This window comes from Streptomyces panaciradicis (assembly GCF_023516615.1).
Lineage (GTDB): Bacteria > Actinomycetota > Actinomycetes > Streptomycetales > Streptomycetaceae > Streptomyces > Streptomyces panaciradicis.
In genome coordinates this window covers 1-21239 of the sequence record NZ_JAMGBF010000100.1, presented here as the reverse complement: position 1 = coordinate 21239, position 21239 = coordinate 1, and the positions used below count along the sequence as shown (strand labels likewise).

17 protein-coding genes are annotated in these 21239 nt (G+C 72.5%); 9 read left to right on the top strand and 8 right to left on the bottom strand.

From position 1 onward, the window contains the following. Positions 1–100: 100 nt before the first annotated feature. On the top strand, positions 101–745 hold the full coding sequence (locus M8J74_RS28990; RefSeq protein WP_249839280.1) for a response regulator transcription factor: 645 nt from the start codon (positions 101–103) through the stop codon (positions 743–745). Positions 746–829: 84 nt separating this feature from the next. Here M8J74_RS28990 and acs read toward each other — a convergent pair whose 3' ends face one another. Both acs and M8J74_RS28980 read right to left on the bottom strand, forming a co-directional pair. Next, positions 830–2812 carry an acetate--CoA ligase gene (gene acs, locus M8J74_RS28985; protein ID WP_249839279.1) on the bottom strand — a complete coding sequence of 661 codons (1983 nt, stop codon included), beginning with the start codon at positions 2810–2812 and terminating at the stop codon, positions 830–832. Then, on the bottom strand, positions 2809–3453 hold the full coding sequence (locus tag M8J74_RS28980; RefSeq protein WP_249839278.1) for an acetate uptake transporter: 645 nt from the start codon (positions 3451–3453) through the stop codon (positions 2809–2811). Before M8J74_RS28980 ends, acs begins: the two co-directional genes overlap by 4 nt. Before the next feature lie 426 nt (positions 3454–3879). On the opposite strand from M8J74_RS28980, the gene M8J74_RS28975 reads away from it, so the two are divergent. From M8J74_RS28975 to M8J74_RS28960, 4 genes are all read left to right on the top strand, one after another. Further along, positions 3880–4335 carry a DUF6098 family protein gene (locus tag M8J74_RS28975; RefSeq protein ID WP_249839277.1) on the top strand — a complete coding sequence of 152 codons (456 nt, stop codon included), beginning with the start codon at positions 3880–3882 and terminating at the stop codon, positions 4333–4335. A 133-nt stretch (positions 4336–4468) separates the two neighbouring features. Beyond that, the gene (locus tag M8J74_RS28970; protein ID WP_249839276.1) at positions 4469–4927 is read left to right on the top strand and encodes an SRPBCC family protein; all 459 of its coding nucleotides are present in this window, start codon (positions 4469–4471) and stop codon (positions 4925–4927) included. Further along, positions 4924–5232 (top strand): hypothetical protein, encoded by a 309-nt coding sequence (locus tag M8J74_RS28965; protein ID WP_249839275.1) that lies wholly within the window; start codon positions 4924–4926, stop codon positions 5230–5232. The genes M8J74_RS28970 and M8J74_RS28965 overlap by 4 nt, the downstream gene beginning before the upstream one ends. Positions 5233–5286: 54 nt before the next feature. Further along, the gene (locus tag M8J74_RS28960; protein ID WP_249839274.1) at positions 5287–6816 is read left to right on the top strand and encodes an FAD-dependent oxidoreductase; all 1530 of its coding nucleotides are present in this window, start codon (positions 5287–5289) and stop codon (positions 6814–6816) included. A 53-nt stretch (positions 6817–6869) separates the two neighbouring features. Here the strand turns inward: M8J74_RS28960 and M8J74_RS28955 are convergent, their stop codons facing one another. Continuing rightward, entirely contained in the window at positions 6870–8339 is a 1470-nt protein-coding gene (locus tag M8J74_RS28955; protein ID WP_249839273.1) for an L-fucose/L-arabinose isomerase family protein, read from the bottom strand. A 51-nt stretch (positions 8340–8390) separates the two neighbouring features. Beyond that, entirely contained in the window at positions 8391–9692 is a 1302-nt protein-coding gene (locus tag M8J74_RS28950; RefSeq protein WP_249839272.1) for an MFS transporter, read from the bottom strand. 270 nt (positions 9693–9962) lie between these two features. Between M8J74_RS28950 and M8J74_RS28945 the strand changes: the two genes are divergently transcribed. Further along, a complete protein-coding gene (locus M8J74_RS28945) occupies positions 9963–13931 on the top strand; it encodes a glycosyl hydrolase (RefSeq protein WP_249839271.1) in 3969 nt (1322 codons plus the stop codon). Here M8J74_RS28945 and M8J74_RS28940 read toward each other — a convergent pair. Together M8J74_RS28940 and M8J74_RS28935 are read right to left on the bottom strand one after the other, a co-directional pair. Further along, complete coding sequence (locus tag M8J74_RS28940) at positions 13914–14933, bottom strand: LacI family DNA-binding transcriptional regulator (protein ID WP_249839270.1); 1020 nt, start codon at positions 14931–14933, stop codon at positions 13914–13916. The two genes, M8J74_RS28945 and M8J74_RS28940, sit on opposite strands and share 18 nt — an antisense overlap. A gap of 102 nt (positions 14934–15035) precedes the next feature. Further along, entirely contained in the window at positions 15036–17330 is a 2295-nt protein-coding gene (locus tag M8J74_RS28935) for an FdhF/YdeP family oxidoreductase (RefSeq protein WP_249839269.1), read from the bottom strand. Between the two features lie 161 nt (positions 17331–17491). Here M8J74_RS28935 and M8J74_RS28930 point away from each other — a divergent pair, with 161 nt between their 5' ends. Further along, positions 17492–18406, top strand: coding sequence for a LysR substrate-binding domain-containing protein (locus M8J74_RS28930; RefSeq protein WP_249839268.1), 915 nt, complete (start codon positions 17492–17494; stop codon positions 18404–18406). A gap of 57 nt (positions 18407–18463) precedes the next feature. Here the strand turns inward: M8J74_RS28930 and M8J74_RS28925 are convergent, their stop codons facing one another. Further along, the gene (locus M8J74_RS28925; RefSeq protein WP_249839267.1) at positions 18464–19228 is read right to left on the bottom strand and encodes an alpha/beta fold hydrolase; all 765 of its coding nucleotides are present in this window, start codon (positions 19226–19228) and stop codon (positions 18464–18466) included. Between the two features lie 192 nt (positions 19229–19420). Then, complete coding sequence (locus M8J74_RS28920) at positions 19421–20266, bottom strand: SDR family oxidoreductase (protein WP_249839266.1); 846 nt, start codon at positions 20264–20266, stop codon at positions 19421–19423. Positions 20267–20349: 83 nt separating this feature from the next. Here M8J74_RS28920 and M8J74_RS28915 point away from each other — a divergent pair, with 83 nt between their 5' ends. Then, positions 20350–20955 carry a TetR/AcrR family transcriptional regulator gene (locus M8J74_RS28915; RefSeq protein ID WP_249839265.1) on the top strand — a complete coding sequence of 202 codons (606 nt, stop codon included), beginning with the start codon at positions 20350–20352 and terminating at the stop codon, positions 20953–20955. Between the two features lie 100 nt (positions 20956–21055). Then, positions 21056–21239, top strand: a 184-nt coding sequence (locus M8J74_RS28910) for an alcohol dehydrogenase catalytic domain-containing protein (RefSeq protein ID WP_249839264.1), incomplete at its 3' end; no start/stop codon positions are given.

Below are 21239 nucleotides of genomic sequence, written 5' to 3'. Positions count from 1 at the left end.
CTGCCTCCTCGGACGGACCGGCACCACGCCGTGTGGTGTCCCGCCACCATGCGGTGTCACCCCGTGGCGGGGTCAAGCGAATTACGGGATCATGCCGGGCATGCGCGTCGTGATCGCGGAGGACGCAGCCGTGCTGCGGGAACTGCTGGCCCTGATGCTCACCGACCGCGGCCACGAGGTGTGCGCGACCGTCGGCGACGCCGACGCGCTGCGGGCGGCCGTGGACCGACACCGGCCCGATGTCAGCGTGGTGGACATCAGGATGCCGCCGACCCACACCGACGAGGGCCTGCGGGCCGCGATCGACATAAGGCAACGGCGGCCGGGGACCGCGGTGTTGCTGTTCTCGCAGTACATCGAGACCCGGTACGCCACCCGGCTGCTCGCGGCCGGTTCCGCGGGCGTCGGCTATCTGCTCAAGGACCGGGTGGCCCACGTCGCGGAGTTCACCGACGCGTTGGCCCGGGTCGCGGCCGGCGGGACCGCCCTCGATCCCGAGGTGGTCACCCAACTCGCCGGTGCGGCGCGGCGCGTCGACGGCATCGGGACGCTCACGGCACGCGAACGCGAAGTGCTGGAACTGATGGCGCAGGGCCGCTCGAACGCCGCGATCGGCCGCCACCTGGAGGTGTCGGCGGGCACGGTGGAGAAACATGTCGCCGCGATCTTCGGCAAGTTGGGGCTGCCGGTGTCGCAGGACGCCAACCGGCGCGTGCTGGCCGTGCTGCGGTACCTGGGCGTGTGAGCGGCGGCTGCCGGCTGTGCTGCGGTATCCGGGCGTGTGAGCGGCGGGGCCGTGCCGGTTCCACGGTCCCGCGAGCTCGCTCTCCTACGCCTCCTCGTCTCCCGTGCCTCCCGCACCGGGCAGCCGGTCGCGGATCTCGTCCATGACCGTCGAGTCGGTCAACGTGGTCACGTCACCGAGCCGACGGTTCTCGGCGACGTCCCGCAGCAGCCGCCGCATGATCTTCCCGGAGCGGGTCTTGGGCAGCTCGGCGACGACCAGGATCTGCCGCGGCCGGGCGATCGGCCCGATCTCCTTGGCGACGTGGGCACGCAACTCGGCGGACACATCCTCCGCCTGGGGCGTGCCGGCCTCGCCTCGCAGAATGACGAAGGCCACCACGCCCTGCCCGGTCGTCGGGTCGGTGGCGCCCACCACGGCCGCCTCGGCGACCATCGGATGCGAGACCAGGGCCGATTCAACCTCTGTGGTGGAGATGCGGTGGCCGGAGACGTTCATGACGTCGTCGACCCGCCCCAGCAGCCAGATGTCGCCGTCCTCGTCCTTCTTCGCGCCGTCCCCGGCGAAGTACATGCCGGGGAAGCGCGACCAGTACGTGTCGCGGTAGCGCTGCTCGTCGCCCCAGATGGTGCGCAGCATCGCCGGCCACGGCTCGGTCAGCACCAGATAGCCGCCGGAGCCGTCGGGCACCGGCTTGCCGGTGTCGTCGACGACGTCGGCCCGGACGCCCGGCAGCGGACGCAGCGCCGAGCCCGGCTTGCAGGTGCTCACCCCGGGCAGCGGGCTGATCATCTGGGCCCCCGTCTCGGTCTGCCACCAGGTGTCCACCACGGGGCACCGGTCCGAACCGATGTGGTGCCGGTACCAGATCCACGCCTCCGGGTTGATGGGCTCACCGACCGAGCCCAGCAGCCGCAGCGAGGACAGGTCGAAGCGCTCGGGGTGTTCCCCGCCCCACTTCATGAAGGTGCGGATCGCGGTCGGCGCGCAGTACAGGATCGACACCCGGTACTTCTCGACGATCTCCCACCAGCGCCCCTTGTGCGGGGTGTCGGGCGTCCCCTCGTACATCACTGAGGTGACGCCGTTGGCGAGCGGCCCGTAGACGATGTACGAGTGGCCGGTGACCCAGCCGATGTCCGCGGCCGTCCAGAAGACGTCCCGCTCCGGCTTGACGTCGAACACCGCCCAGTGCGACCACGCCACCTGCGTCAGATAGCCGCCGGTGGTGTGCAGGATGCCCTTCGGGCGGGCCGTCGTACCGGAGGTGTACATGATGTACAGCGGGTGTTCGCTGTCGAACGCCTCGGCCTCGTGCTCGGCCGGCTGTCCGGCCACCAGGTCGTGCCACCACACGTCCCGGCCGTCGGTCCAGTCGACCTCCTGCCCGGTGCGCCGCACCACCAGCACACTGCGCACGTCCGGGCACTCGCGCAGCGCCTCGTCGACGGCCGGTTTCAGCGCCGAGGGGCTGCCCCTGCGGTAGCCGCCGTCCGCGGTGATCACCACATGGGCGTCGCAGTCCAGGATCCGGCCGCGCAGCGCCTCCGCCGAGAAGCCGCCGAAGACCACGGTGTGCGGGGCGCCGATGCGGGCGCACGCCAGCATCGCCACCACCGTCTCCGGGATCATCGGCATGTAGATGGCCACCCGGTCGCCGGTGTGGACGCCGAGCGACACCAGGGCGTTGGCCGCCCGGCAGACCTCGTCCTTCAGATCGCCGTAGGTGAGGGTGCGGGTGTCTCCCGGCTCGCCCTCCCAGTGGAAGGCGACCCGGTCGCCGTTGCCCGCGGCCACATGCCGGTCCAGGCAGTTGTGGGCCGCGTTCAGGCGCCCGCCCGTGAACCAGCGGGCGAAGGGTGCCCGGCTCCAGTCGAGCACCTGGTCCCAGGGCCGCGCCCAGTCCAGCCGGGCCGCCTGGGCGGCCCAGAAGGACTGGCTGTCGGCGTCGGCCCGCTCGTAGTCCGCCGCGGTGGCGTTCGCCGTGGCGGCCAGCTCCGGGGGCGGCGGGAACCGCCGTTCCTCCCGCAGCAGGTTCGAGAGTGTCTCGCCGCCGCTCTCGGTCATGCCCGTGCCCCGGCCACCGGTCCGCCCCGGTGCAGGTGCAGGCGCGTGGCGACGTTCGGGAAGACCGGTACGACCGGACGTTCCGAGGTGGAGTTGGTGACACCGGCGAAGGACGCGTACCAGGCGCACACGGCCGTCACCAGACCGAGCCAGCCGCCCGCCTTGACGGTGGTCTCCGACTGGGCGAAGTCGGCGACGCACAGCACGATGAAGGTCGCCGACAGGGTCACGAAGACCGCCAGGATCGCTCCGGTCGTACGGAGCGCGGCGACCGTCATGTAGACCGTGAAGATCGACCACACCAGCAGGAACAGGCCGCTCGCCTGATGCGCGGTGGCGGCGGGCAGGCCCGGGGCCACGAACTTGGCGAAGGCGGCGTACGACAGCCAGAAGGCACCGTACGAGCAGAACGCGGTCGCGCCGAAGGTGTTGCCCTTGCGGAACTCCCACATGCCGGCCAGGAGTTGGGCCAGTCCTCCGTAGAAGAGAGCGAGGGGGAGCACGACGGCGACGAGCTTCTTGTCGGTGATCAGATTGGCGTTGAAGGTGCTCAGGACGAAGGTCGTGGCCGCGAAGGCGGCGAGTCCGAGCGGACCGGGGTCGGCGATGTTGCCGGCCGGAGTGGATGTTGGCGTGCTCATGAGTAGCAGCCTCCTGTCTCCGAGGGCACAAAGGTGCAAATGGACCCTAGGCGCCCCAAGTACCCGAACGAAGCCATGCCAGTCCAGGCGTCGGCGAACGGTCCCGACGGTGCGCCGAGCGGCCGCCCGGGCACGACGAACGGCGGTCCTCCGGTGCGTCGAGCGGGGCCCTCCGGTGCGTCGTGCGGGGGTGTCTCCGGCCTGTGGAGCGGTGCTGGGCCGGTGCGTCGAGCGGGGTGTCTCCGGCTCGTTGAGCGGTGCCGGGCCGGTGCGTCGAGCGGTCGCCGCCCGGTGCGTCGAGTGGGGGCGGGTCCGGTGGGCCGGGTGCCGTCGCCCGGGGCGCGGGGGCGGCGTGTTCCGGCAGGTCGGCGGGGTACCCGGCGCACCCCTACCCGCGCCGACGTGCAAGGACGGAATGACGATCCGATGAACGCCCGCGACGACCTGCCCGTGCTGCGGACCCTCCGCGAACTGGCCGCGGTGGTCCTGTCCACACCGCACCTGTACGTCCGCTGGTCGCGCGGGCCCGTGGCCGACGAGGCGAGCGCCGAGAGCAGGGACGGCCTGACCGGGATACGCCTGCCCGGACTGTCCGCCAACCCGCTCGACGTCGAGCCGTGGTGGCACGACAGGTCGGCCGAGCTGTGGGTGGCGCGGCGGCTGTACGACTACTCCCACCTGCCCCGCGACAAGGGCGAGGGCGTGCGCCCCTGGGTGCTGCGCGGCCGGGTCGGGGGCCGGGGCCCCGACAACGAGCCACTGGTGCGGGACGTGAAGCCGATCGGCTGGATCGGCGAGAGCCTCATCGAGGAGGCGCAGCGGGCGGTGGAGGAGCAGGAGCGGGCGGCCGAGTGGGGGCCGATGCGGCGCCGGGGCCGGTGAGCCGCCCGGGCCCGCGCTCCGGTGCTGAGCCGCACCGGCCGGTCCCGGGTCGGTGGCGGCGCCGATCCGGGGTACCCGGCACACCGTTCACGAGCCGGACGACCACCAGCGTCGAGGAAAGGGAGGCACTGTCATGGGCAAGGTCAAGGAAGCGGTCGAGGTCGCCGTCCCGGTCCACACCGCGTACAACCAGTGGACCCAGTTCCAGGAGTTCCCGAAGTTCATGGAGGGCGTCGAGAAGGTCACCCAGCTCGATGACACCCACAACCACTGGACCACCAAGATCGGTGGCGTGCGCCGGGAGTTCGACACCGAGATCGTGGATCAGCTGCCCGACGAGAGGATCGCCTGGCGCACCGTCGGCGGCGACACCAAGCAGATGGGCATGGTGCACTTCGAGAGCCTCGACGACATGCACACGCGCGTGGAGATCGTCATGGAGGTCGACTCGAGCGGGGCCGCCGAGAAGGCCGCCGACGCGCTGGGCATGGTGGACCGGCGGGTCAAGGGCGACATGAAGCGGTTCAAGGAGTACATCGAGGAGCGGGGCGGCGAGACCGGGTCCTGGCGGGGCCGGGTCACCCCGGGATGACAGCGGCACGCGACACGGAGCCCGTCGGCCGGGGCCGCGACCCCGCCGCCGGGCACCGTGCTGTCGCCCACCGTCGTGCACGGCGGTCGAACCATGGTCACTCCGCGAGCCGGGCCTCCGTGCCGCCGGCGGTGACCCTGCTGGGCGCCGCCTCCCTCTTCCTCCTGGTCGTCGGCATCCGCACCGCGGACCCCGGGGTCATCCGGTCCATCGCCGCAGCGTGGCCGCTGACCCTGCTCCAGGGCTTCCGGCTGCTGTGCCGCTGGACGGAACCCGAACAACCGCCGCCGCTGCCGTCGCGCTGAGACGCGGAGCGAGGGCCGGCGCTTCGGTGGGCCCGTCGGGGGAACCCGGCGGTCATGAACACGGACGCAGCCGAGCAGCGGTCGTACTGGATCGACACGGAGCCCCCGCGCGACCCCCACCCTCCTCTGGACCGGGACACCACCGTCGACGTCGCCGTGATCGGCGCGGGCATCGCGGGCCTGAGCACGGCCTGGGAACTGGCCCGCAGCGGCCGCAACGTGGCGCTCCTGGAGGCCGACCGGATCGCCTCCGGAGTCACCGGCCACACCACCGCCAAAGTGAGCGTGCTGCACACCCTCGTCTACGAGCGGCTGCGCCGCACCCGGGGCGAGGAGGCGGCGAAGCTCTACGCGCAGTCCCAGACCGAGGCCGTCCGTCACGCCGCCGCCACGGCCCGCGAACTCGGCATCGACTGCGACTGGGAGGAGACGGCGGCCTACACCTACACCGAGGACCGGTCGCGCGTCGACGAGCTGAAGGCCGAGGCGGAGGCCGCACGGGCGGCAGGGCTGCCCGCCGACTTCGTCACCGAGACGGATCTGCCGTTCCCGGTCGAGGGCGCGGTCCGGGTGACCGGCCAGGCCCAGTTCCACCCCCGCAAGTACCTTCTCGGCCTCGCCGACGACCTGCGGCGGCAGGGCGTGTCGATCTACGAGGGGACCCGTGTCGTCGGCCTCAAGGAGGGCGAACCCTGCCGTGTGACCACCGAGGCCGGCGTCACCCTGAGCGCCGACGACGTCGTGGTCGCCACGCACTACCCGATCTTCGACCGGGCCATGCTCTTCACCCGGCTCTCCCCGCGCCGCGAACTCGTGTGGGCCGCCCCCGTCCCGGCCGGCCTGGACCCGCACGGCATGTACATCACCCCCGAGCAGGGCACCCGCTCGGTGCGCACCGCCCCGTACGCCGACGGGCAGCGCCTGCTGATCGTCACCGGTGAGCACTTCGCCCCCGGCACCGCCGACGTCGCGGAGCGCTTCGGCCGGCTCGCCGGCTGGGCCGTGGAACGCTTCGGGGCACTGGACTTCACCCACCGCTGGGCCACGCAGGACAACGACTCCACCGACTCGGTGCCCCTCGTCGGACCGCTGCCCACCGCGGGTCGGCACACCTACGTGGCCACCGGCTTCGGCGGCTGGGGCATGAGCGGCGGCATCATGGCCGGCCGGCTGCTCAACGACCTGATCACGGGACGGAGTTCACCGTGGAGCGGACTCTACGACCCCCGCCGGCTGGGCACCGTCGTCCGTGAGGCGCCCGCCTTCCTCCGCCACCAGGCCCATGTGGCCCGGCACTTCGTCGGCGACCGGCTGCCCTCGCTGTCGGGCAGCGGCTCGGTGGACGACATCGCGCCCGGGGACGGCGCGGTCGTCCTGGCCGGCGGACACCACTGCGCGGTCCACCGCGACGACTCCGGCGAGCTGCACGCCGTCGCCGCCCGCTGTACGCACCTGGGCTGCCTGGTCGCCTTCAACCGCGCCGAACGGGCGTGGGAGTGCCCCTGCCACGGCTCCCGCTTCGACCCCGACGGCAACGTCGTCCAGGGACCGGCGACGCGGCCGCTGGAGCGGCGGGAGATCTGACCGTCGACAGCCACCGGCCCGGGGGGCCTGCCGCAGGTGTCCCCGGGCCGGTGTCACACGTGCCGGTGGTCGATGCCGAGCAGGCTCGCCGCCGCCCGAAAGTCGGCGGCGTGACGGCCGACCGCCAGCGACCAGTGGTGGCCGACCCCCGTGGCACTCCACGCGTCCACCCACTCGCCGGGGTCGCGCCCGAAGTCGACGCGGCTGGAGGTGTTGCCGATCTCCAGGAGGGGACCGGAGACGACCGTGCCCTCGGAGGTGACGAACGACAGGCTCCCGTCGGCGTCCTGGCCGAGGCCGAGCAGGGTCACCGGGCCGTGCCGGACGTCGAACTCCACGCTGACGCCCCAGCCGCGCTTGCCGTGGTAGACGCCGAGACCGCGCAGCAGCGGATCGCGGGCGCTCACGGCGAGGTGGGCGGGCCCGTCGTGCCCCATCTCCACCACGCCGTCCTCGAAGTTCAGCGCCTGGATCTCGGTGAAGGACCCGCCCGCGCCCACGCCCTGCGACGCCAACTGCGCGACACTGGTGCGCAGTTCGTACTCGCCTGCCGCCGGCACGCCCCGGGCGGTGAGCAGGGAGGCGCCCAGGATCATGCCGGCGCCGAGCCGCTCGTGCAGTTCGCCGTCGAGGCCCCGGTGGTAGTAGGCGAGGGAGTCCAGGCCGAAGTCCTCGACCAGCCGGTCCAGCGCCACGGACACGGTCGCGCCCCACGCGAAGTCCTCGTCCACCACGCTGTCGTCGAGTGTGAAGATGCGGCGGGCCAGCTCCATGCGCTCCCGGGCCTCCGCCTCCCTCACTCGCTCCACCCGGTGACGCAGGTCGTCGAACTCCAGCACCTCCACGTGCGAGCCGAACGTCGCGGGCAGCAGGGTCAGATCGGTCGACACGTCCAGCATGCCGGGATACAGGTGCCCCATCAGACCGTGCCGGGCGTGCCGCAGCGCGGCGCGGACGTGCGCGGCCCTGATCCACTGCTCGATGCGCCGCCAGGCGGACTCCTGCCGCAGCCAGCCCGACACCGACCGGAACGGGATGCGGGCCCGGCGGAAGACGTTGCCGACCTCGGGCACCGAGCACTGGGCGCAGTAGGCCAGCCAAGCACCCGTGTCGAAACGGGCGTGGTCCATCCGCTCGGTCGGCTGCAGGTCGATCACCAGGACGGGCGTGTGCGAGCGGCGGGCGATCGGCAGCACCATCGACGACGTCAGATACGTCGTCAGGAACAGCACGATCAGATCGCAGTCCGTGCGCCGCAGCCGCTCGGCCGCGGCGGCGCCCTCCTCGGCGTCCGAGACGAAGCCGGCGTCGGTCACCTCCGCGTCCATCCCCCGCAGCCGCTCGGCGACATAGCGGGCCGACTCCTGCAACTGCGGCAGGAGATCGGGGAACTGCGGCCAGTAGGTGCCCAGTCCGCCCGCCACCAGGCCGATGCGCGGGCGGCGGCGGGTCACCGGGGGGAGCAGATCGCGCAAGTCGGCGGCGCGGTCCTCGCTCGCGGCCGAAGTGTCGGTCGTTGCCATGGTCGGTGCTCCTTGTGAGGTCCGCGCTCCGGGTCGGGTCCGCTGCGGTGTTCAGGCCCCGGCCACGCCCAGATCCGCCCGTGCGGGCACCGCCTTCGGGGTACGGCGGACGAGGACCCGGACGATGTACACGCCCGCGACCGCCGACGCCGCCATGCACAGGGTGATCGACCAGAGCAGAAGGGAGGCGCTGTACTCCATGAGCGCCGGCGTGACGAACGCGACGCCCGCGAAGACGCCCCGCGACAGGGCGTAGGTCAGGCCCTGGGTGGTGCCCCTGGTGTCCGGAGGCAGGGTCAGCTGCGACCACACCTTGTAACTCGCCTCGCCCGCGAACGGGTTGGAGATCTGGTAGAGCACGAAGAAGACGAGCATGCCGGCCAGGGCGCCGGCCGTCAGCGAGGCGACGCAGAAGGCGAGGATCTGCACGAGCGTGAACACGTAGAACAGCCGGTCGCGCCACGGGGTGTCGGCGAGGCGCACGAACACGAAGGTCAGCACCAGCGCGATGGGCAGGAAGGCCAGGTTGATCCCGGTGGCCAGGCTCTGCGAGGCGCCGCTCACCGTGACCAGCAGATACGTGCCGAACTGGCCGAAGGTGTTGGCGCCGATGCCCCAGGTGACGTAGTAGGCGAAGGTGGCGGCCATCGGCAGCAGGGCGGCACGGTTCCACACGTTCTTCAGCGCGGTCCCGCGTGGCGCCTCCAACACGGCCGCCTCCTGGGCGACTTCGGCGTCGGAGGGCTCGTCGGCCAGCTCCAGCCGGGAGCGCAACTGCCAGGTGAACAGCGCCGCGACGGCCAGATGGCCGGTGATGCAGCGCGCCCCGGTCATGCCGGTGTCCGACAGCAGGTAGCCGAGGAAGATGACGACGACGATGCCGGCCACCCACATGACCTGCGTGAAGGACACCAGCCGGGCCCGGCCGTGGGCGGGTGCGGCGTCCGAGACGACGGCCAGCGAGGTCGGCAGATCCGCGCCGGCCGCCAGACCCGCCACGAGCACGCCGACGAAGAGTACGACGTCATTGGGGGCGAGGGTGATGACGACCGCGCCCAGCGCGAAGCAGAAGATGTCCCAGTTGTAGACGCGGCGGCGGCCGAACATGTCGGCGAGCCGGCCGCCGACGAGGGAGCCGACGGCGATGCAGCCGGTGACGATGGCGCTGATCGCGCCCGCCATCCACACGCCCATGTGGTAACTGTCGCGGTAGATGGCCAGGTTGACGGCGATGCTGACGATCAGGGCGGCATCGAGGTAGGAGGCCATGCCCGACAGGGCGGCGACCTTCCACAGGTGCCTTGGGATGGGCGGTTGTTCGGCGTGCGCGGGGGAGCTCGTGGCTGAGGCCATGATGCGACTCCGTCGTCTGGGGAATGGCCGAGCGGAGGGGAACGTTGCGACTCCGCGGCCGGGTGGGCCGGGAGGCCGAGTCACAGTGACTGTAGGATCCGAAAAACGTTCCAACAAGACGTGGCGCACGTAATAGCTGCGAATGAGGGAACCGGGCGCCCCTGAGGTCGCCACGCTGGTGGGTTCGGTGCCGGTGTTCTACCGTGAATCGCGTATAAAACGTTTTTGATCCGTGAGAGCGTCCGAGCCGCCGCCGGAAGGACCGCATCCGTGATCTCGCCCGCCCTGCAGCACCTGTTCGACGACCCGCCCCGCGACTTCGGCCCGACACCGCTGTGGTGGTGGTCCGGCGCGAAGGTCACACGGGAACGCCTCGCCTGGCAGATGCGCCGGTTCGCCGAGGGCGGCGTCCACAACCTCGTCGTCATCAACCTGGCTCCCGCAGGGCCCGGTTTCGGCGCCCCGGCCGACGATCCGCCGTGGTTCGGCGAGGAGTGGTGGGCCCGCTTCACCGACGCCTGCGCCCTCGCCCGGCAGTCCGGCATGCGCCTGTGGTTCTACGACCAGATCGGGTTCTCCGGCGCCAACGTCCAGGGCGGAGTGACCCGCCTGCACCCCGAGGCGGCCGGCCTGGCGCTGCGCCACCGCCGGACGACCGTCTCCAACGGCATGGTGGCGCTGGGTGGTTCGGAGAGCCTGGTGGGCGCCTACGCCGCCGACGGCCGACGCCTGACCGGCAACGGCACCGGCACCGGCGCCGGGCGGATCGCGGCCCCCGACGGCAGCCGGGTTGAACTCGTCACCGCCGTCCCCACGGCCTTCGACTACCTCGCCCCGGACGCCGTGGGCCTGCTGATGGACACCGTCCACCACGCGTTCGACCGCCGCGTTCCCGAGTACCTGGGCGAGGTCGTCGCGGGCAGCTTCCAGGACGAACTGCCCGCCACCAACTCCTGGAGCACCCGCTTCCCCAAGGAGTTCCTCGCCCGCCGCGGCTACGACCTCCTCGACCACCTCCCCGCCCTCTTCGGCGCCCCCGCGCCCGGCGACCCGCGGCCGGCGAAGATCCGCGCCGACTACTACGCCGTCCGCGCCGAACTCACCGAGGAGGCGCTGTTCAAGCCGCTCGCCGTCTGGCACGAGGAACGCGGCATGCTCCTGGGCTGCGACCAGAGCCACCCCGCCCGCTCCGGCTACCCGGCCCAGTCCACCCAGATCTACACCGACTACTTCCGCACCCACCGCTGGTTCAGCGCCGCCGGCAGCGACCACCACGGCGACTCCAAGGTGCACTCCTCCATGGCCCACCTCTACGGCCACGAACGGGTGTGGATCGAGGCGTTCCACTCCTCCGGCTGGGGCGGCACCCTGGAGGACACCTACGACTGGCTGCTGCCGTTCCTGCGCAGCGGCGCCAACCTGTACAACCCGCACGCCAGTTACTTCGGCACCGCGGGCGGCTGGTTCGAGTGGGCGCCGCCCTCCACGGACTGGCGCCAGCCGTACTGGCGGCAGTACCCGGCCTTCTCCCGCGCCGTCGCCCGGATCTGCTCGATCATGTGCTGGGGCACCTACAGCGCCGACGTCGCCGTCCTGCACCCCACCGCCACCATGCAGGCCCTCGTCCCTCTGGACGCGCCCGTCCGCCACTTCGGCGACGGCCGCCTCGGCGACGGCCACGCCGACGTCGACGAGACCCAGCGGCACTACCTGGAGCTGTGCGGCACGAACAACTGGCTGCGCCCCCGCATCGGTTCCCTCGACCGCCACGGCATCTCCTTCGACGTCATCGACGACGCCTCGATCCAGCGCGGCACGGCTGCCGAAGGTGCCTTGCGTGTCGGGGAGTCGGCCTACAGCGCGGTGCTGCTGCCGTCGGCGACGGTCCTGGAGGAGGACACGGCGCGCCGGCTGACCGAACTGCTCGACGCGGGCGGCCGGGTGGTCGCCATGGGCCGCCTCCCCGAGGCCGCCGCCGGACTCGCCGGCGACGATGCGGCCGTGGCGGCCCTGAGCGCGCATCCGGGGCTGCTGCGGGTGCCGGACGCCGAGGCGGGCGCGGTGGCCGTGGCGGACGCCGCCGGCCACGCGACGGCCGACGTGCCCCTCCTCGTCCGGCGGCAGGGCGCGCAGGCGGTCGCCCTGGTGACGGCGGCCTTCCCCGACGCCCGGGCCCACCCGCCCAAGGGCGACCACAGCATCGACCCGGCGCGTTACGTCCCCACCAGGACCGTCACCGTCCGCGCACCGGTCGCCGAGGCCGAGATCTGGAACCCCGCGACCGGCGCCCGGCAGCCCGCCCGCGTCACCGTCTCCCCGGACGCGTCGGCCGTCGAGGTACCGCTGGACGGCGCCCCGGCCGCCCTCGTCGTGTGGCGCGAGGGCGACCCCGCCCCGGTGGCCGGCGGTACGGCACGCCGGTGCGAGCCGTACCGGACGGTCGACCTCTCGACCGGCTGGCAGGGGAACCTGGTCCCCACCCTGGACAACACCTGGGGCGACCTCGCGCTCCCGGCCGGCTCCGCCGTCGACGAGCCGCAGATCTGGACCATGGACTGGACCGAGGACGACACCGGCTGGGGCCGGGCACGGGCGACCTACGGCAACCGGGTCCGCCATCTGCCCCCGGTACCCGCCGACCGGGCCCCCGAGCCGCTGGACCGCGCCTCCGTCACCCGCGTCCTGACGGGCGAACTGCCGCTCGTACCGCCCGCGGAGAGATGGGCGGTGTCGCTGTTCTCGGCGAGCCGCGGCATTCCCGACCCGGACGGTCTGCTCGGCAACAAGGGGTTTGTGCCGGAGGAGTTCGTACGGGTCCCCGTGCCCGGCGCCGGAACCGTCGCCCGCGTCAGGACCATCGTCGAGACCGACCACCGCGGGCCCGCCGACCTCGGCGTGGGCGCGGCGGCGGCCAAACGCGTGTGGTGGAACGGCGAACCGCTGGAAACCGGGGACGGCTATCTGGCCTCCGCCCGCGTGGACGTGGACCGGCGACGCAACGTCCTCGAGTACGAACTGTCCGACGCCGAGGACCGCCCCGCCCAGATCTCCGCCAAGGCCCATGCGCCGCTGGGCAGTTACTTCTGCCTCTCCCACCCGGACACGTTCGGGCCGCGCCCGCAGTTCATGTGCCTGCCCGACGGCGTACGGCCGGACGGCGCCGTGACCTACCGGGGGCGGCTGTCCGTCGACGGCGACGGGACGCGGGCGGTGCTGGTGGTCGGCGCCGCGGCGGGTGTCACCGTGCTGCTCGACGGGGTCGCCGTGGCCCGGCAGGAGAAGGCGGAGTACTACGAGTCCGACTGGGGCGCGGTGCCGATGTTCTTCCGGCACGTACTGACCCCAGGCGCGGGTGAACACGTCCTGGACGTCGTGGTGGACGGTGCCCGAGCGCGGGACGCGGTGTTCGTCGACCTGGTGGCCGGCGCGGCCTCGCTGGTCAGCGGCGCCGGCTGGGAGGCCCGGACGGGATCGTGGAGCGGTCGCACCGTGGAACACCAGGGCCGGTGGGGGGAGTTGCGGCACTGCCGTGCCGCGGTACGGCCGCATCCGCTGCCCGGCGCCGACTGGCTCGACGGAACCCCCGTCCTCGGGGCGGCCGTACTGCCCCTGCGCTGCACCGACGACGTCCGCGAGACGGCACAGCGGTTCCGCTTCACCGTGCCGCCGGGCACCGTCGCGCTCGACCTGCCGCTGACCCCGCCCGCCCGGGTGAAGGTCGGCGCAGGGCCCGAACAGGCACTCAGCGGAGCGGAGTTGACGCTGGACCGGCCCTTGGCCGAGGCCGCCGACGTCGAGGTCGTCACCGCGCCCACGGCCGTGCTGCGCGGCGGCGGCGCATGGAGCGGGCCGGTACGGGTGCGTACCGTACCCGCACCGCTGCCCCTGGGGGACTGGCGGTCGCTGGGCCTCGGCGGGTGGAGCGGCGGCGTGACCTACGCCCGCGAGCTGGAGGTACCCGCGGGGGCGGACCCGGTCCTGGATCTGGGGCGGGTGCGCGGCAGCGTCGAGGTGGCGGTCGACGGCGAGCCCGTCGGGGAGGCGTTCTGCCCGCCGTACCGCTTCGAGCTGCGCGGCGCCGCCGGCCGCACGGTCCGGATCGAGGTGGCCGTGCGCAACACCCTCGCCCCGTATCTCGCCGAAGCCACCCCGACGGCCTGGGCGTTCCCCTCCCAGCTGGCGTCGGGACTGCTGGGGCCGGTGACGCTGACGCTTCCCGGCTCAGCCGCCGGACAGTGACAGGGTGGAGTCCCGCAGGACCAGTCCCGGCGCGAACACCCGTGCCTCGTGGGCGTGTTCGGCCCCCGCCTCCACCTCGTCGAGCAGCATCTCCACGGCCGCCCTGCCGAGTTCCTCGACCGGCTGGCGCACCGTCGTCAGGGTCGTCCCCACGAAACTCGCGATGTCGAGGTCGCCGTAGCCGACCACCTGCACGTCCTCGGGAACCTTCACCCCCCGCTCGGCCAGCCCGCGGCACAGCCCGGCGGCGAGGAAGTCGTTGGTGCAGAACACCGCGTCGGGCAGCTCGTCGAGGCCGCGGGCGATCTCCAGGCCGTACCCGACGGTCATCTCCTCGGCCACCACCTGGCCCAGCCGGGCCTCGCGCCGGCTGCGCACGGCCTGCCGGGCACCCTGGAAGCGGTCGGCGCACTGCCGTATCGACCGCTCGCCGTTGACCACGAGCACGTCGCGTGCCCCGCACTCCAGCAGATGGCGGACGGCGACACGGCCGCCGGCGATGTCGTCGACGGAGACGGAACAGCCGTCCTGGGCGGGCATCGCCCGGTCCGCCAGCACCAGCGGGATGCCCCGCTCGCGCAACCGCGTCAGCCGGGTCGGATCGGCGCTCAGCGGCACCACCACGACACCGACGGCCCGCTGCTCGGCGAGCATGGTGAAGTAGCCCTGCTCCCGCTCCGGCGCGTCCCCGCTGTGGCACAGCACGAGGGAATAGCCGTGGTCGTAGGCGGCGTCGGCGGCGCCTCTGGCGATGCGCGCGTAGAAGGAGTTGGTGACGTCCGGCAGGACCAGGCCGATCGAGGACGAGTGGCCCGTGCGCAGGCCGGCCGCGCCGGGGTGGGGGACGTAGTCGAGTGCCGCGACGGCGTCGCGGACCCGCTCCGCGGTGCGGGCGTTGACACGCTCGGGGCGGTTGAGGACGTTCGACACCGTGGACACCGAGACCCCGGCGGCGGCCGCGACGTCCTGGATGCGGGCGGGGCGAACCGTCATGGCGTCCACCCCCTCGCTGTGACAGCCGCGCGACCAGGCGCGACGTGGTCCATGTAGGCGACGCAAGTCTACCCCGGACGGGGTTGCAACGTTTTGAGCGAAGCCGGGGGGCTAGCCGGCCGTGGCGGCCCGCTCCAGCCGTACGATCACGCTCTTCGACGTCGGGGTGTTGCTGATGTCGGCGACGCTGTCGAGCGGCACCAGGACGTTGGTCTCCGGGTAGTAGGCGGCGGCCGACCCCGGGGGAGTGGGGTAGGCGACGACACGGAAGGCGTCGGCACGGCGCTGGGTGCCGTCGGTCCAGACGCCGACCAGATCCACCAGGTCGCCGTCCGCCAGGCCGAGACCGGCGAGGTCGGCGGAGTTGACGAGGACGACGCGCCGCCCGCCCTTGATGCCGCGGTAGCGGTCGTCCAGGGCGTAGGGGACGGTGTTCCACTGGTCGTGCGAGCGCAGGGTCTGCAGGACCAGGTGGCCCTCGGGGGCCCGCAGCGCGGTGAAGTCGTTGGCGGTGAAGACGGCCTTGCCGCTGGGCGTGCGGAAGACACGGGAGTTGACGGGGTTGGGCAGGCGGAAGCCGCCGGGGCGCCGTACGCGCTCGTTGAAGTCCTCGAAGCCGTCGACGACACGCGCGACGCGGTCGCGGACGAGGTCGTAGTCGGCCTCGAACTCCTCCCAGGGGATGGCCGGTTCGGCGCCGAGGACCTTACGGGCGAGGCGGGTGATGAGGGAGACCTCGCTGAGCAGGTGCGGGGAGGCGGGGGCGAGGCGGCCGCGGGTGGCGTGGACCTCGCTCATGGAGTCCTCGACCGTCATGAACTGCTCCCCGCCCGCCTGGACGTCGCGGTCGCTGCGGCCGAGCGTCGGCAGGATCAGCGCGGTGCGCCCGCACACCGTGTGGGAGCGGTTGAGCTTGGTCGAGATGTGCGCCGTCAGGCGGCAGGTGCGCAGGGCGTGCTCGGTGACGTCGCTGTCGGGCGTGGCCCGCACGAAGTTGCCCGCGACCCCGACGAAGACCTTGGCGCGTCCGTCGCGCATGGCCCGGATGGAGTCGACGGAGTCCAGGCCGTGCGCGGTCGGCGGGGTGAACGCGAACTCGCGTCCCAGCCGGTCCAGGAACGGCTGCGGCATCCGTTCCCAGATGCCCATCGTCCGGTCGCCCTGTACGTTGCTGTGCCCGCGCACCGGGCACACGCCCGCACCCGGGCGGCCGATGTTGCCGCGCAGCAGAAGGAAGTTGACGATCTCCCGGATGGTGGGCACGCCGTGCTTGTGCTGGGTCAGGCCCATCGCCCAGCAGACGACGACACCGCGGCTGGCCAGCACCCGTTCGTGGACCTCCTCGATCTCGTCGCGGGTGAGCCCGGTGGCGTCGAGGACCGCGTCCCAGGACGTCTGCCGGATGTGCTCGGCGAAGGCGTCGTAGCCCGTGGTGTGTGTCTCGATGAACTCCCGGTCCAGGACGGTGCCGGGTTCCTTCTCCTCCGCCTCCAGCAGCAGCAGGTTCAGCGCCTGGAACAGGGCGAGGTCGCCGCCGGGGCGGATCTGCAGGAACTGGTCGGCGATCGTCGTGCCGCGGCCGAGGACGCCGCGTGCCTTCTGCGGGTGCTTGAAGCGCAGCAGCCCCGCCTCGGGCAGCGGGTTGACGGCGACGACCCGGCCGCCGCGGCGCTTGGTCTCCTCCAGCGCGGAGAGCATCCGGGGGTGGTTGGTGCCGGGGTTCTGGCCGACGACGAACACCAGGTCGGCGTCGTGGAGGTCGTCGAGGCTCACGCTGCCCTTGCCGATGCCCAGCGTCTCGCCGAGGGCCGAGCCGCTGGACTCGTGGCACAGGTTGGAGCAGTCCGGCAGGTTGTTGGTGCCGAAGGCGCGCGCGAACAGCTGGAGCAGGAAGGCGGGTTCGTTGGCCAGCCGCCCGGAGGTGTAGAACAGCGCCTCGTCGGGGTGGTCCAGGGCCCGCAGTTCACCGGCGAGGAGGTCCAACGCCTCGTCCCAGCCAATGGGTTCGTAGTGGGTGGCGCCCTCGCGCAGCACCATCGGCTCGGTCAGCCGGCCCTGCTGGTTGAGCCAGTGGTCGGACCTGCGGCTCAGCTCGTCGACCGAGTGCTCGCGGAAGAACGCCGCGGTCACCCGCCGGGTGGTGGCCTCGTCGCTGATGTGCTTGGCGCCGTTCTCGCAGTACTCGTTGCGGTGCCGCTGTCCCGGGGCGGGTTCGGGCCAGGCGCAGCCCGGGCAGTCGAAGCCCTTCGCCTGGTTGATGGTGAGCAGCGTCAGGGCGGTGCGGGTGGGGGAGGTCTGGCCCAGGGCGTACTTCAGGGCGTGGGCGACCGCGGGCGCGCCGGTGGCCCAGGTCTTGGGAGCCGTGACGGACAGGCCGTCCGCGTCCGGTTCGTCGAAGTCCCGCATCGGGCCGCACGCCCCTTTCCGTCGATGTGCCTCCCCACTGTTCGGGCGCGCCTCGGGCCGGGTCAAAGCGGAAGTTCCGATCGTCTGACAGGCCGCGCCGATCACCGCTGCGTGTGCGGCCCACCGGTGCCGGTGCGGCGCTTGCGGGGGATCATGGGAGGGTGCTGCTGCGCCAACTCGAGTACCTGGTCGCCCTCGCCCGTGCCCGCCACTTCGCGAGGGCGGCGCAGGCCTGCTTCGTCTCCCAGCCGACCCTGTCCGAGGGCATCCGCAAGCTGGAGGACGAGCTCAACATCCCTCTGGTCCGGCGGGGGCGCCGGTTCGACGGCTTCACGCCGGAGGGCGAGCGGGTCGTGGTGTGGGCGCGGCGCATCCTCGCCGACCGGGACGCGATGCAGGACGAGATCCAGGCGCTGCGGGCCGGTCTGACCGGGCGACTGCGCATCGGGACCGTTCCGACGGCGGCCACGGCGGTCGCGCTGCTGACCCAGCCGTTCTGCGCGGCGAATCCGCTGGCCACCGTGCAGGTCTTCGCCGACCTGCAGTCCGTGGACATCGTCAGCAGGCTGAGCACGTACGAGCTCGACGCCGCCGTCACGTACCACAGCACCGTCGTCGAGCACGGCTTCACGTTCGTCCCGCTGTACCGGGAGCGCTACGTCCTCCTCATCCGGCGCTCCGCCCCCGACACCGGCCCGGCGGAGATCTCCTGGCAGGACGCGGCCCAGTACCCGCTGTGTCTGCTGCACCCCGGTATGCAGGGGCGCCAGGTGCTGGAGGCGGCGTTCGAGGCGGCCGGCGTCTCCGTGACGCCACGCGTGGAGACCGACTCGATCGCCTCCCTCTTCGCCCAGGTCAGAGCGGGTCAGTGGGCGAGCATCGTGCCGCATGCCTGGCTGCACGTCTTCGGTGTGCCCGCGGGCATGGACGCCGTACCCCTGGTCCGCCCGGTCCGCACGGAACGCATCGGCCTGGTCCTGCCCGCCCGCGAGCCGGTCTCCGTGATGGGCCAGGCCCTGATCGACGTCGCGGAGCGGGCGGGCGTCGCCACGGTGCTGGAACAGCTGCCCGACTAGGTCGCAGGTGCGGGCAGCCGGCGCCCGACCGGTGGCCGGGCGCCGGCATCCCACCGGTCAGGCCGGAACCGTCGCCGTCCGGCCCAGGTGGCGGGCGAAGAACCGGACCGCGCTGTCGGCCTCGAACCGGGGCAGCTCCTTGTGCCGGCCCGCGTTGACGTGCAGCGACTTCTCCTTGGAGGCGAAGGCGTCGAACAGGGCGAGAGCCGCCTTTCGGGGGATGTGCTCGTCGTCCCACTGCATGGCGAACTCGACGGGGACCGTGATCCGCCGCGCCGCCTCGGCCAGCGCGTCGGGCCAGTGCAGGCCGAAGACGGCGGCGGTGATCCTCGGCTCGGCCGCCGTCAGCGGTACCCCGATGGCGGTGGCCATGTTCAGGCCGTAGTAGCCCACTGGCCCTTCGGTCCCGATCTCGGGGAGTTCCTGGAGGGCGTCGAGGACCGCCCGCCATTCGGGTACGGCGCGCTCGGCCAGGTGGGCGTTGTAGCGGACGACGATCGGGCCGACGGGCCGGCCGGTCGCCATGGCCTCCTGCATGACGGCGATCTCCCGCTCGTCGTGCGCCGTACGCGGCCGGTCGCCGTGACCGGGCGCGTCGATGCAGGCGACGTGGAATCCGGCGCCGGTCACGAGCCGGTGCGCCCGGCCCGTCATCGCGGGCCACCTCTTGTGCGTGCCGCCGCCGTGGCCCATCAGGACGAGGGGCGCGCGGTCGACGCCGGACGCGGGCGACCAGAGGACACCGGGGACGTCGCCCACGGTGAAGTCGCGTTCGAGGACGCCCTCGGAGGTCTTCTCCGCGGTGAAAAAGGAAGAGTTCATGGCGTGTGCCTTTCGGGAGTGCCTGATGATCGCGGCGCTCCCGGCGACGGCTACGTCAGTCGCCCGACCGTGACGGGAGGGGGAGCACCCACTCGAATACAGCGTTCACGGGTCTCACCTCCTGGCTCGGTCTCACGGCTGTCGCACGCTATCAAGCGCACACCGTCGCCCCAACTCCTTTTCCAGCGGGCCTCACCGGAAGGCCGCCACGTTGCGGGCGACCCATGCGGCGAAGGGCCTCGCCGGACGGCGCAGCACATGCCGCACGTCCGCGCCGACCGTCTGCTCGGCGGGCAGCGGCCGGCCGAGGATGTCCAGGGTGCCGTCGACGACCTCCTCGGGCATGAACCGGGCCAGGTGAGCGCGGGCCTGTTCGCGGGAGAGTTCCACGAAGCCGACGTCCTCGCCCAGCGCCTCGGCGATCACCTCGGCCTGCCGGCGCGGACCGATCGCCTCCGGGCCGGTCAGTTCGTACGTCCGTCCCGCGTGCCCGTCCTCCCGCAGCGCTGCCGCCGCGACCTCCGCGATGTCGGCCGGGTCGACGACGGGCAGAGCCACCTCGCCGAACGGGGCGAACACCGTGCGCCGGGTCCTCACCGACTCGGCCCAGGCGAAGGCGTTGGAGGCGAAGCCGGCCGGGCGCAGGACGGTGAAGTCCGCTCCCGAGGTGCGTACGGCCTCCTCGAACTCGCGCAGACGCGCGTGCGAAGGCGCCTGCGGACGGGTGGAGTTGATCTGGGAGGACAGCAGGACGACCCGTTTGACACCGGCGGCCGTGACCTCGTCCAGCAGGGCCCGCGGGCTCTGCCCGTGGCTGTTGAGCTCGCCGCCCAGGACGACGAAGAGGGCGTCGGCGCCGTCGAGCACCGGCCGCAGGCCGGCGGCGTCCGCCAGGTCGGCCCGGGCGTGCCGCACGCCGGCCGGGAGGTCCTCCAGGCGGGCCCGCCGCGAGACGGCCACCACCTCCTCGTCCGCCGAGGCCAGCAACGGCACCAGCGTCCGCCCCACATTGCCGGTCGCACCCGTCACCACGATCATCGTCTTCCCCCAATGAGTTAGTTAGTCGGCTGACTGAGAACGACCTTAGCAGCAGAACGCGGCGGCTGCCTATAGTTGGTTGGGTGACTGACTCAGTGGCGCCCCGGGTGGCGCGCGCGGCCGACAAGCGGCGTCGTCTGAAGGCCGCGGCGGCGCAGGTGCTGCACGAGCGGGGCGTCGAGCGGACCACGCTGGCCGACATCGCGCGTGAGGCGGACGTGCCGGTCGGGAACGTGTACTACTACTTCAAGACCAAGGACGAGCTGGTCCAGGCCGCGCTGTCCGAGCACCGCTCCCGGCTGGACGAACTCACCGCGGCCCTGGAGGAGTCGGCCGACCCGCTCGACCGCCTCAAGGGGCTGATCGCGGCCTGGATCGACGGGCGTGACACCGCCGCCCGCCGCGGGTGCCCCACCGGAACGCTGGCCGTCGAGCTCGACAAGCGCGAGGACGGCACCCTCGACGCCGAGGCGGCCGCGGTCATACGGCGGCTGCTCGACTGGGCCTCGGAGCAGTTCCGCGCCGCCGGGGTTCCCGACCCGGACGGCCACGCCCTCACCCTTGTCTCCGCCTACCAGGGGATGTCGCTGCTGGCCAACGCGCTGCGCGACCCCGAGGTCATGACACGGGAGGGTGCCCGCCTCCTCGGCTGGATCGACTCCCTGAAGGCCGACAGACCGACTCCTTGACCCCCGCACTCCACTGCGGTGATGCTGTGTTGCGACACGTGAGATGCGTGCCGTAATGAGCAACATCGGGATCAGGTCTCGTACCAGCCGAGGAGTGGCCATGACTCATCAGGTCCGTGCTGTCGTCGCGCGCGCGAAGGGCGCCCCCGTCAGCCTGGAGACGATCCTCGTGCCCGATCCCGGTCCCGGTGAGGCGCTGGTCAAGATCGAGGCCTGCGGGGTGTGCCACACCGACCTCCACTACCGCGAGGGCGGGATCAACGACGACTTCCCGTTCCTGCTCG

Coding starts and splice junctions, on each gene's coding strand:
- M8J74_RS28990 (WP_249839280.1), top strand. CDS start 101: ATGCGCGTCGTGATCGCGGAGGACGCAGCCGTGCTGCGGGAACTGCTG.
- acs (WP_249839279.1), bottom strand. CDS start 2,812: ATGACCGAGAGCGGCGGCGAGACACTCTCGAACCTGCTGCGGGAGGAA.
- M8J74_RS28980 (WP_249839278.1), bottom strand. CDS start 3,453: ATGAGCACGCCAACATCCACTCCGGCCGGCAACATCGCCGACCCCGGT.
- M8J74_RS28975 (WP_249839277.1), top strand. CDS start 3,880: ATGAACGCCCGCGACGACCTGCCCGTGCTGCGGACCCTCCGCGAACTG.
- M8J74_RS28970 (WP_249839276.1), top strand. CDS start 4,469: ATGGGCAAGGTCAAGGAAGCGGTCGAGGTCGCCGTCCCGGTCCACACC.
- M8J74_RS28965 (WP_249839275.1), top strand. CDS start 4,924: ATGACAGCGGCACGCGACACGGAGCCCGTCGGCCGGGGCCGCGACCCC.
- M8J74_RS28960 (WP_249839274.1), top strand. CDS start 5,287: ATGAACACGGACGCAGCCGAGCAGCGGTCGTACTGGATCGACACGGAG.
- M8J74_RS28955 (WP_249839273.1), bottom strand. CDS start 8,339: ATGGCAACGACCGACACTTCGGCCGCGAGCGAGGACCGCGCCGCCGAC.
- M8J74_RS28950 (WP_249839272.1), bottom strand. CDS start 9,692: ATGGCCTCAGCCACGAGCTCCCCCGCGCACGCCGAACAACCGCCCATC.
- M8J74_RS28935 (WP_249839269.1), bottom strand. CDS start 17,330: ATGCGGGACTTCGACGAACCGGACGCGGACGGCCTGTCCGTCACGGCT.
- M8J74_RS28925 (WP_249839267.1), bottom strand. CDS start 19,228: ATGAACTCTTCCTTTTTCACCGCGGAGAAGACCTCCGAGGGCGTCCTC.
- M8J74_RS28920 (WP_249839266.1), bottom strand. CDS start 20,266: ATGATCGTGGTGACGGGTGCGACCGGCAATGTGGGGCGGACGCTGGTG.